This window comes from Catenulispora pinistramenti (assembly GCF_018274385.1).
In the GTDB taxonomy this organism is placed as follows: Bacteria; Actinomycetota; Actinomycetes; order Streptomycetales; family Catenulisporaceae; genus Catenulispora; species Catenulispora pinistramenti.
Window position 1 is genome coordinate 1 of sequence record NZ_JAAFYZ010000294.1, and the last position, 11,219, is coordinate 11,219.

9 protein-coding genes are annotated in these 11,219 nt (G+C 70.1%); 5 read left to right on the forward strand and 4 right to left on the reverse strand.

Annotation, left to right across the window (positions count from 1 at the left end):
• The first annotated feature begins 562 nt into the window (after positions 1–562).
• On the forward strand, positions 563–3,220 hold the full coding sequence (locus KGQ19_RS44180) for an SCO7613 C-terminal domain-containing membrane protein (protein ID WP_212020861.1): 2,658 nt from the start codon (positions 563–565) through the stop codon (positions 3,218–3,220).
• Between the two features lie 5 nt (positions 3,221–3,225).
• Positions 3,226–4,131 carry an amidohydrolase family protein gene (locus tag KGQ19_RS44185; RefSeq protein WP_307856698.1) on the forward strand — a complete coding sequence of 302 codons (906 nt, stop codon included), beginning with the start codon at positions 3,226–3,228 and terminating at the stop codon, positions 4,129–4,131.
• A 42-nt stretch (positions 4,132–4,173) separates the two neighbouring features.
• Here KGQ19_RS44185 and KGQ19_RS44190 read toward each other — a convergent pair whose 3' ends face one another.
• Complete coding sequence (locus KGQ19_RS44190; RefSeq protein ID WP_212020862.1) at positions 4,174–4,716, reverse strand: DinB family protein; 543 nt, start codon at positions 4,714–4,716, stop codon at positions 4,174–4,176.
• Positions 4,717–4,779: 63 nt separating this feature from the next.
• Here KGQ19_RS44190 and KGQ19_RS44195 point away from each other — a divergent pair, with 63 nt between their 5' ends.
• Complete coding sequence (locus tag KGQ19_RS44195) at positions 4,780–5,733, forward strand: 2-hydroxyacid dehydrogenase (protein WP_212020863.1); 954 nt, start codon at positions 4,780–4,782, stop codon at positions 5,731–5,733.
• Between the two features lie 148 nt (positions 5,734–5,881).
• On the opposite strand, the gene KGQ19_RS44200 is transcribed toward KGQ19_RS44195, so the two are convergent.
• Both KGQ19_RS44200 and KGQ19_RS44205 read right to left on the reverse strand, forming a co-directional pair.
• On the reverse strand, positions 5,882–6,625 hold the full coding sequence (locus tag KGQ19_RS44200) for a hypothetical protein (RefSeq protein ID WP_212020864.1): 744 nt from the start codon (positions 6,623–6,625) through the stop codon (positions 5,882–5,884).
• A 96-nt stretch (positions 6,626–6,721) separates the two neighbouring features.
• A complete protein-coding gene (locus KGQ19_RS44205) occupies positions 6,722–8,947 on the reverse strand; it encodes an MMPL family transporter (RefSeq protein WP_212020865.1) in 2,226 nt (741 codons plus the stop codon).
• Between the two features lie 104 nt (positions 8,948–9,051).
• Between KGQ19_RS44205 and KGQ19_RS44210 the strand changes: the two genes are divergently transcribed.
• The gene (locus tag KGQ19_RS44210) at positions 9,052–9,699 is read left to right on the forward strand and encodes a TetR/AcrR family transcriptional regulator (protein ID WP_212020866.1); all 648 of its coding nucleotides are present in this window, start codon (positions 9,052–9,054) and stop codon (positions 9,697–9,699) included.
• A gap of 391 nt (positions 9,700–10,090) precedes the next feature.
• Complete coding sequence (locus KGQ19_RS44215; protein ID WP_212020867.1) at positions 10,091–10,609, forward strand: DUF3145 domain-containing protein; 519 nt, start codon at positions 10,091–10,093, stop codon at positions 10,607–10,609.
• A 202-nt stretch (positions 10,610–10,811) separates the two neighbouring features.
• Here KGQ19_RS44215 and KGQ19_RS44220 read toward each other — a convergent pair whose 3' ends face one another.
• Complete coding sequence (locus KGQ19_RS44220) at positions 10,812–10,973, reverse strand: hypothetical protein (protein ID WP_212020868.1); 162 nt, start codon at positions 10,971–10,973, stop codon at positions 10,812–10,814.
• Between the last annotated feature and the right edge of the window lie 246 nt (positions 10,974–11,219).

Consider the following 11,219-nt stretch of genomic DNA (forward strand, 5'->3'; position numbering starts at 1 on the left):
GCGCGACTGGGGTGGGTCGGCGGGGGAGTAGCGCGGTTGGGGCGGATCGGTCGATCGGCGCGATGGGAGCGATCGGTGAATCGGTGGATCGGTGGATCGGTGGATCGGTGGATCGGTGGATCGGCGGATCGGTGGATCGGTGGATCGGCGGATCGCAGGGGTCTGCGGATTTCGAGTGCCTCGCGGAGTCGCGGCGCAGATCCGGAGCACCCCGGCGGCGAGATCTGAGTAGACGAGATCTGAGTAGGTCTGGGATAGAACTGAGTATCGCGGCGGATGCCGGCGCCGCCTGCGTTGCGCCAGGGTTGCTGGCATGGAAGACGTGTTGGTCCGTTGTCCGGATTGCGGGGCGCCTCTGGGCGAGCGGCCGGAGCGGTGCGTGGCCTGTGGGTTGGTGTTGGCCGGCGATGTGGCCGCACGGCTTTGGGCAGTGGATCAGGGTATTGCGTCACTGACCGCTGAGCGGGCTGAGCTGTTGCGAATGTTGCGAGCCGGTGCCGCCATGCCGATCCCACCGACGGCGTCGCAGTTCCCTGTGTATTCGGTGCCAATGCCGGTGCCGATGACAACGCCAATGCTGCCGAGCTATCAGCCCGGACGCCCGCGCGTCGAGTGGAGCCGCCGCCGCGTCCAGAACCTCCTGTTGAGCCTCGGCGTCCTGCTCCTCACGGTCGCGGCCCTCATCTTCATCGCCGTGAACTGGGGCACGCTCGGCGCCGGCGGACGTGTCGGGGTGCTGGCCGTCGTCACCCTCTCGGCGGCGGCCGCGGCGACGGTGGCCGCGCGTCGTGCGCTGCCCGCGACCGCCGAGTCGGTGGCGGTCCTGACCGTGGCGCTGCTGACCGTCGACAGCGTCGGACTGCGGCTTGCGGGTCTGGCGAGCGGAGCCGCGCCGGCCGTGTATGCGAGTGCTGCGTCAGCCGCGATCGCGCTGCTGGTAACCGCGTGGCTGACGCGCGTCCGGCTCCGGGCACTCGGGCTCGCGGCACTCCTCGCGGCCGAACTCGTCCTACCGCTGGCGACCGGCACGAGCATCGTGCATCCGGCCGGTGTCGCGGCCGTCTACGGGCTCGAAGCCGCAGCCCTCATCGCGCTTCGCTTCCACGTCATGACGAGATTCGATGGCCTGGCGGGCGTCATCGATATCAGAGTCCTGCGCGTCAGTACCTACATCTGGTGGGCATTCGCACTCACGGCCGCCGCGATCGCCACCTACGGCTCCGCCGGCGCGCGCTCGGCATGGGGGCCGTTCGAACTGCTGGCGCTCGCCGCGATCGCCGTGTGGGCCGCGGGCCGCGAAGCCGCCGAACTCCACCTCGCCCTGGCCGTCGCCACCGGTATCGCAGCGGCCTGCGGTGTGGCGCCGCATCTGGACGCGAGCTGGCGTGCGCCGGCGATCGAGGCGGCTGCCCTGCTCGCCGCGGTCGTCGTCCTGCTGGTCCCGACCCGCGTCGCACGTGCCTCGACTGCCGTGGTCGCGGCGGTGGGCCTCGGCGCCCTGTTGACGGCCGCCAAGCCCATCGCGGAGGCACTGGCAGCGCCGGGTGCGGTCGCCGGAGACGAGGTGTGGAAGAGCACCTGGGCTCAGGCTCGCAGCCTGCACGCCACCGACGCCCTCCGCACCGGCCAGCCCTGGTCCGGCAGCGCGCACCTTGCCGTGCTGGGGCTGACGGCGCTCGCCGCAGCCGTCTTGCTCGTGCCCAGGACCCGCGTCACCGCACGCAAGATCGCGGTTCCGGGCGTCGCCGCGCTGGTCGTCGTGAACCTGATCCTGGTGCCGCTCGAAGCGGCTTGGCCGCTCCCGGCCGCCGTCGCCTGGGAGCTGGCTGTGGGTGCGGCGCTGCTGATCGCCGCGGCGATGAAGAACCCTGAGAACATCACGCCGCCGGCGATCCTCGGCGCCTGCTTCCTCGCGCACGCCAGCCTCTGGTCGCTCCGCTCCCCGGCCCTGACGGTCGTGGCGGTCGCCGTGACCCTTGCCGCTTCGGCGATCGCCGCCCGAGTCACGCGCTACCAGACTGTCCTCGCCACAGCTGTGGCCGCGCTGGTGGGTGTCGAGGCGGCTCTGATCGCGGTCTATCAGGGTGCGACGTTCGAGCAGACCGGCGTCGTCCTGGCTGTGGTGGCAGCGGCGCTGATGGCGGTGACCTACGTGCTCCGCGCCGACCTTGACGACACCCTCGCAGCCGCGCTCCAGGCCGTCGCGCTCGTGGGAGCGGCCACGGCGATCGGCTTGTCCGCGTACGAACCGTCCGCTCTGACGATGACCACCGCTGTGCTCCTCGCCGCGACCGCACCGGCGATCGTCCTCGGCGGGAAGCCGTTGGCACCGGCCTGGCCCGCACTCGTCCAGGCCCTCATCTGCTTGGAGGCCGACGCCGTCCATCGGTGGGCCGCACCGAACGCCGGCCTTGGCTCGCGTGCGCTGATCCTCGTGTTGGCAGCGGCCACGGTTTCCGTTGCGGCGAATGCCTTCCAGCGGAACTTGAACGCGATCGCGCTAATAACGGGCCCGACAATCTATGCGCTAGCCGTCAGCGGCACCATCGCCACCCATCAACTCGACCCGGTCTGGCTGGCGCTGTTCATCGGCGGCGGCGCTGCGGCGATGATCGCGGCGTTCGGCGCGGTCGCCGACCAGCCCGCGGCTGATGTCCGCGCCGCGTTCGGGCAGCCCGATGCCATCGCCGGCGACCTCCGCGCCGCGATCCATGTGCCGGCGGCCATCAGTTTTCTGCTTCTGCTCGCCAGCAGTTGGGTCCGCCTCGCCGAATCGCACGTCCACTCCGTCGATCCCTACACCGTCCCGGCCGCCGTGATCCTCCTTGCCGCCGGCTACCTGCGCCGCCGCACCGACCGCGAAGCCGCCTCGTGGCCCTGCTACGGCCCCGGTCTCATCGCCGGCCTCGCCCCGACGCTGATCCAGGCGCTCGCGGACCCGGGCCTGGTGCGTCCGGCGTTGCTCGGTGTCGCCTCGTTGCTCGTCCTGATCGCCGGTATCAGGGGACGCCTACAGGCGCCGCTGGCCGTCGGTGCGTGTGTCCTCGTGATCGACGTCATCGGGCAGCTCTCGCCGGCCCTGGCCGCCGCCTACGACGCCGTCCCGCGCTGGACGCTGATCGCGATGGCCGGCGCGCTGCTGCTGGTCCTCGGCGTCACGTACGAACGCCGCATCCGCGACGTGCGTGCGCTCGGCCGCAAGTTCGGCGAGCTACGGTAGCTCTTGTGACGGAACGAGATCTTGACGCGACGGTGGCCCTGGCCGCGGAGTCCGCCGACGTGCGCCGCTTCTGGCAGTCCCTTGGCCTGCCCGGCCTGATCGACGTCCACACGCACTTCATGCCGCACCGCCTGCTGGACCGCATCCGTGCCTACTTCGACGCGGCCGGGCCGCTGATCGGCCGCGAATGGCCGATCCGCTATCGGCAGGACGAGGACGAGCGGTTGGCGATCCTGCGCGGCTACGGTCTGCTCGCGTTCACCTCGTTGGCCTACCCGCACAAGCCGGGGATGGCCGAGAGCCTGAACGCGTGGACCGCCGACTTCGCCGCGCGCACGCCCGAGTGCCTGCACAGCGCGACCTTCTTCCCCGAGCCCGGGGCGGCTGCCTACGTTCCGGCGGCGATCCAGGCCGGGGCCCGTGTTTTCAAGGCGCACGTCCAGGTCGGCGCCTACGATCCCGCCGACCCGCTGCTCGATCCGGTGTGGGGGACCTTGGCCGAGGCCGGGGTCCCGGTGATCGTGCACTGTGGCTCCGGCCCGGTCGCCACGCCGTTCACCGGGCCGGAGCCGATGGCCCGGGTGCTGGCCGCGCACCCGACGCTGCGGCCGGTCATCGCGCACTTCGGGCTGCCGGAGTACGTCGGGTTCCTCGACCTGGCCGAGCGGTATGACGGGGTGCTGTTCGATACGACGATGGCGTTCACGGACTTCTTCGGGGGCGCTGACCTGCCGGATCGGGAGCGGAAGCGGATCGCGGAGTTCGAAGACCGGATCCTGTTCGGGAGCGATTTCCCGAACATCCCCTACTCCTACACACAGGCGCTGGAAGCCTTGTCCCGTCTGGAATTCGGTGACGGGTGGCTCCGCGCCGTGTGCCACGGGAACGCGGCGCGGATCTTCGGGGTTTGACGGGCCTCAGCCGGCAGCCTTCGTCCGCCGGCCTACTTCCTGTCAGCTGTCGTGGCGCTTGCCGGTGACGTCCCACAGGTGGTGGATCGGGTCGTGGACGAAGTAGCGGGCCAGCGATTCGACGGTGAAGTCGGAGCCGTCGCCGCGGTGGCCGGTGCGCTTCCACTGGTCGGCGGACACTGACGCGAAGCGCGTGGCGATCTGCTCGGTGGTGTCGATGAGTTCTGCGATGACCGTGTCAGGGTCCTGCTCGTTGTACTTGTCCTCGACCGCGGTCGAGTCCTGGTCCCAGTTCGGATACTGCGGGTCGTCCTCCTCCAGCATCAGGCCGACGCGCAGGGAGTAGATCTTGTTGCAGTCGCGGACGTGGCAGGCGTACTCCAGCGGCGACCACTTCTCCGGATCCGGGCGCGTGCGCACCTGCTCCGGGTCGTTCTTGGCGAAGTACTCGCGCCAGGATTCAGCGTTGGCGCGCAGGAGGGCCGGGACCTCGTCGCGACTGCCGGCGCCGGCCGCGAAGCCGCACTCCGGGCAGGGACGCTCCAGGACCCAGGTCCAGTTCTTGGTGTCCGGGGTGATGGTCATGGCGTCACCCTAGTGGGGTCGGCGTGACCGGTGTGGCGCGGGACGGTGGGTAGAGTGCGGTTCATGCCGCAGACAACATCGCGCCGGGTATGGGTCCCCTTCGGACAGTCGGCGAAGGAAGTGCCCGAAGGCCTGGTGGCCGACGTGTTCACCGGCGTGGACGTCGATGCGCCCGGCGGGATCCCGGACTCGATCGACGAGGTCGAGTTCTTCGTACTGCCCTACCTGTTCATCAACGCGCACCCGGAACTGATGGCCCGGATGCCGCGCCTGAAGGTGGCCCAGACGCTGACGGCCGGCTACGAGAACGTGGCGCCGTACGTCCCGGAGGGCGTCACCCTGTGCAACGCGCGCGGCCTCCACGACGCCTCGACCGCCGAGCTCGCGGTAACACTGACTCTGTCCGCACTCCGCGGCATCCCGCGCTACGTCCGGCAGGCCGAGCACGGCGACTGGTCCCCGACCTACCTGGACGGCGACGGCGTGGTCGACGAAGCACTCGCCGACAAGACAGTCCTGATCCTCGGCTACGGCTCGATCGGCTCCGCGATCGAACGCCGCCTCGCGGGCTTCGAGGTCGAGGTACTGCGGGTGGCCCGCACAGCCCGCGAGGGTGTGCACGCGCTCACCGACATCGACACCCTGCTACCGCAGGCAGACGTGGTGATCACGGTGGTCCCGGCGACAGACGAGACCCGCGGCATGATCGACGCGGCTTTCCTGGCACGGATGAAGGACGGGGCGCTCCTGGTGAACGTCGCCCGCGGTGTGGTGGTCCGCACCGACGCCCTGATGGCCGAGTGCGCCTCCGGCCGCCTCCGCGCCGCGATGGACGTCACCGACCCGGAGCCCCTGCCCCAAGACCACCCCCTGTGGCGCACACCGAACGTGCTGATCACGCCGCACGTGGGCGGCGCGTCCTCGGCATTCCTGCCGCGCGCGCTGCGGGTGATCGAGGAGCAGTTGGGACGGTGGGCGGCGGGGGAGGAGCTGACGAACGTGGTGCGGCTGGGGTGATGGTGGCACGCGGCGCGGTGACGGTGCGGGTTACCGGTAGGCGGTAGTCGAAGCGGTGCCGGGGGTAGCTAGCGGAGCGGGTAGTTAGTGGTGCGGGTAGTTAGTGGTGCGGGTAGCTAGTGGTGCGGGTAGCTAGTGGTGCGGGTAGCTAGTGGAGCAAGCGATCGAGCAGCGGCGGATGCCACCATTCCGGCTCCTGGGAGTCGCAGCGCAATCCGGTCGGGGCCCAGCGGCGCAGTGCGGCGTCGATGCGGGCGGGCCGGGCACGGCGGCAGGTACCGAGGTTGACCGCCAGCGGTGTGCCGAACCAGAACATGTTGGACATGATCCGGCGTTCGGCGACCGTCGAATCGTCGCCGACCTCTGCGGCGATCCAATTCTGCTCGATCTGCACCACCATCCCGGCCCGGCCCGCGTCTATCACCGCCTGACGGAGCTGCGGCCCGGGCTGCGGGAGGTCGGTCTGTATGTCGAAGCAGAACCAGTTGTAGTCTCCCGGACCGGGGCGGAATCCGGCGTCGCTGATGCCGGACCAGGGGACGTCTATGTCGAACGTCCCCGTGGCCGCGCCCGCGCCCGCGTACTCGCCGCTGTAGCGCACCCCCTGTCGGTCGATGGTCATCGCTCTGGGCGGCAGCACCCGGCCGTACAGCAGACGCACTGTCGCATCGGAGAACCCATCGGGAATCAGGCGGCAGGCCCACCAGATCAGCCACACCGCCAGCGGAGCGATCCAGACGAGCGAGACCAGTCCGAGGGCGGAGGCGAGCACGAAGATTCCGAGGAACCCCGCGGCGGCCAGAGCCAACCCGATCCCCAGTTTCACCAAGCCCAGCGCCAGCGGCCGTCCGATCTGCACGAGTACCAGAGCCCGGTCCTGCCTCGCGGTCACGCGACCCCCTCGCGATAGATCATCGAACACTGGGACATTACTCGGAGCGAATGTTCACGTCGATGGCCGCGAAGGCAGGTGCCAGGTGCCAGGTGCCTACCGAGTGACTCGCGCTGATCCGATGAGTTCGGCGGGCTGCGCTTCGACTTCCGCCACCGCACCCTCACTGACCCCGAACCGCTCATGCAACCGCCGCAGCGGTCCCGGCGCCCACCAGGCGCTCCGCCCCAGCAACCGCATCGCGGCCGGCACCAGGATCCCGCGGATCAGCAGGGCGTCGATCAGGATCGCGACGCCGCAGCCGAGGCCGAAGAACTGCAGGAAGCTGACCGAGGCCGTGCCGAAGGCGAAGAAGCTCACCGCCAGCAGCCCCGCCGCCGTCGAGACGATGCGCCCGGTGCGGGCCAGTCCCTCGCTGACCGAGTCGCGCAGGTCCGCGCCTTGGGCGTGCAGTTCCTTGATGCGGCTGGTGAGGAAGACCTCGTAGTCCATCGACAGGCCGAAGGCGATGCAGAACAGGAGCACCGTCATCGCTGTGTCCATGGGCCGGGCTGTGAAGTCGAGGAGGCCGGAGAAGTGGCCCTGCTGGAAGATCCACACCATCGTGCCGATCGACGCCGACAGGCCCAGGGTGTTCAGGACCAGTGCCCGTAGCGGCTGCGTGACGCTGCCGGTGAACAGGAACAGCACGATGAACGTCGTCAGCACCACCCACCCGATCGCGTAGGGCAGCCGCGCCGTGATGCCGTGCTCGGAGTCGATGAGGCGGGCGGTGTCGCCGCCGATCAGGGTCGAGGTGCCGCCGGGGCCGGGGAGGGCGCGGGCGGCGCGTACCAGTTGTTCCGCTGCGGAGGAGTGGCCGTCGGCCGCCGTGAACAGCGTCAGGTGCTGGGCGGAGGCGTTGGCCATGCCCGCGTCGGAGGGGCCGAGGCCCAGCGCGGCGCCCTGGGCGTAGGAGCCGGCGCTGCTGTCCACGCGCACCGCGCCCGGCAGCGTCGACAGCTTCGCCGCGTACGCGGCCACCGACGACGTGTCGGCCGGGCCGGTCGTGATGATCTGCACCGCGGTGGCCTGGTTGCCCTGGAAGTCGTTGTGCAGCGTGTCGGCGGCCTGGCGGGCGGGTGCGCTGGTCGGCAGGACCGTCTCGTCGGGGGTGCCGAAGGAGGCGCCGAGCAGCGGGGTGGCCAGGAACGCCAGGAGGGCCACGACCGGGAGTGCCATCAGCGCCGGGCGCTTCATCACCGCGGAGGCCAGGCGGCCCCAGGCCGGGGCGGCGGAGCTCTGGGTGGAGTGCCGGGCCCAGGGCAGGCGGCCGGCGTTGACGCGGGTGCCGAGCACGCTGAGCAGGGCCGGCATGATGATCAGCGCGCTGGCGGCGGCGATCGCGACCACGCCGATGCCGGCGTAGGCGAACGAGCGCAGGAAGTAGAACGGGAACACGAGCAGGGCGGCCAGGGCGGCGGCGACTGTCAGCGCGGAGAAGGCGATGGTGCGGCCCGCGGTGCGCAGGGTGCCGTGGACGGCGTCGGGGACGCTCGTGCCCTGCGCCAGGTACTCGCGGAAGCGGGCGACCATCAGCAGCGCGTAGTCGATGCCCAGCCCCAGGCCCAGCGCGGTGGTGAGGTTGATCGCGAAGACCGAGACGTCGGTGAGGCGGCCCAGGATCGCCAGTTCGGCGAAGGTGCCCAGGATCGCGACCAGGCCGATCGCGAGCGGGAGCAGGGCCGCGACCAGGCTGCCGAAGGCCAGGATCAGCAGGACCAGGGTGAGCGGGATGGCGATCGACTCGGCGGTGGCCAGGTCCTTGCTCACCTGGGTGGTGACGTTGTGGTTCACCGCCGCCTCGCCCCCGGCCTGGACGGTCACCGCCGGGCCGTCCTTGACGTAGCCGCTGAGCAGCCGGTCGGTGGTCTTGCCCACCTGGTTGTCGTCGCCGAGCACCCGGACCAGCACCATCGCGTCGCGGCCGTCGGTGGAGCGCAGCGCGGGGCTGTGGCCGCTGAAGTAGGACACGACGCCGGTCACGCCGCGGTCGGCCGTCAGTTCCCGGGTCAGGGTCTGGCCGGCCTGGGCGGCGGCGCCGGAGTCGATGCCGCCGGTGCGGGCGCCGACCACCAGGATCAGGTTGGCCTCGCCGCCGAATTCGGCGGTGATGGCCTGCTGTGACTTCCAGGACTGCGAGCCGGTGTCGTCGAAGCCGCCGGACTTCAGGACGCCGAAGGCGCCGACGCCGACCGCGACCATCGCGAGCATCAGGATCGAGGCGGTGATCAGGACGGCCTTGGGCCGCCCGACCGCGATTCTGCCGATCTTTTCGAGCATGACTGTGGAGCCCCCTCCGGGCCGGGCGCCATAGAAGTTGACGCCGTTAACATCTAAGCCTGCCGGTCATTGTTAACGGTGTCAACATGAGGCACGATGAACAGGTGAGCACGCCCAAGACCACCCCCCGAACCCGCTACCACCACGGCGACCTGCGCAACGCCATGACGGACTCGGCGGTGGAGTTGGCGCGGGCCGGCGGGCCGGACGCGGTGGTGCTGCGGGAGGTGGCGCGCCGGGTCGGGGTGTCGGCCACCGCCGCTTACCGGCACTTCTCGGATGCCGAGGCGCTGCTGTACGAGGTGAAAGGGCACGCGCTGGAGTCGCTGGCCCGGTCGATCGGGGCGGCCGTGGCAGCGGTCCCGGCGGACGGGGACCCCGGTGACGTCGCGGTGGCCCAGCTGCGCGCGGCGGCCGACGCCTACATCGAATTCGCGGTGAACAACGCCGGGCTGTTCATGACGGCCTTCTGCCTGACCAAGGTGCCCGGCCAGCAATTCGAGGGCGTGCCGTTTACCGAGGCCGCGGCCTTCCAGGCACTGGGCGGGCTGCTGGACCGGATAGTGGAGACCGGCCGGATGCCGGCCGAGCGCCGGCCCGGGGCCGAGATCGCGGCCTGGTCGGTGGTGCACGGGCACGCGCTGTTGTTGGTGGGCGGACCGCTGGAGCGGCACCTGTCCGAGGAAGAGCAGGCTTACGCCCGGGAGCGGACGCTGGACATGGCGATCCGGGGCCTGATCGCGGCGGACTGAGGGGAAACCCCGTACCCGCGCCCGGCGATCTGACGATCACCCCATCTCACAGCCACCTCACAGCCACCTCACACCTGTCCCACCCATCTCACGCCCGTCCCACCCATCTCACGCCCATTCCGCGCCCATCTCAGCAGCCGTATCCACGAGCTCAGATGATTCGTTGGTTGATATCCCTTTTTCAGCGCAAAGGTCAGATAAAGATCACCCGGTTGGCGGCCTGTGCGGAACTCGCCGGGGCGCCTAGAGTGCAAGAGCACTAAGACAAACTGGTGCCGCGCCCGGAGCGTGCGGCACAATAAAAGCCGCTGACATGGGGCTCCCCAGGTCGTGGTGCGGGCAAGGCCGCTGGGGAAGGCGAACCTCGCCGCAGCACAGCCAGGAGGTCCCGATGACGGCACAGTCGACAGACAAGACAGTGACAAGCGGAGTCCTCTACATCCACTCCGCTCCACGCGCGCTCTGCCCGCACATCGAGTGGGCGGTGGCGAGCGTACTCGGCGTGCGCGTCAGCCTGGACTGGACGCACCAGCCTGCCGAACCGCACATGTGGCGGGCCGAGCTGTCCTGGCGCGGACAGACCGGAACCGCCGCCAGCATGACCTCGCAGCTGCGGGGCTGGCAGCAGCTCCGGTTCGAGGCCACCGAGGACCCGTCCGAGGGGGCCGAGGGCGAACGCTACTCGTCCACGCCCACCCTCGGCGTCTACCGCGCCGCCACCGGGCTGCACGGGGACATCGTCATCGCCGAGGACCGGCTGCGAGCCGCCCTGGGCCGCGCGCACCGCGGCGAGTCCACCCTGGAGCGCGAGGTCGAGGCACTGCTCGGCAAGCCATGGGACGACGAGCTGGAGCCCTTCCGGTACGCGGGCGAGGGGGCGCCGGTGCGGTGGTTGCATCAGGTCGGGTGATGCCCGGCGCGGGTGCGCCGGACGGCGTGGCGCGCCACCCTTCACCCACACGAGTGGTCTTCGATGACTGATTCTTTGAGGACTGATCATCGTTTTTGTGGATCGGGGGTTGTGGGTTGTGGGTCGTTCTGATCACACGGACCGTGCGGACTGATGATCGGTTGGCTCATGTAGGTCGATGATCGCCCGAACTAGTGCTGCGTCAGGCAAGCTTTGCCCGGCCGTTCGTGGCGGAGTTCGTGACGGAGTTCGTGACGGGATTCGTGACGCGCTGGTCGCCGGGCGGGATCTGTTGGTTGCTGGTGTTGTGGGCCGGGTTGCGGTTGGGGGTGTGGGTTTCAAAGCTTTTTACGCCTTCGGTCATAGTTGTGCCGGTTCGGGGTTCGGGTCGGCGAGTCTGTGTGTCGGCTGCCGGTTCGCGCGTTCACAACCCCGCCCCACCTCAGGCCTCTTCAACTCCAGTTAGCCAGTGCAAGGTCAAGGGCTGTGATGAAGGGCCGGGCCTCCGGCGGGCCTCGGCAACCTCAGGGAAACTAGCGCGGTTCCCTAGGGTGGCCGATCTAGTCTCAGCGGCGGCGGTTTGTGGGGTGGTGCGGTCCGTTCCCCTCGG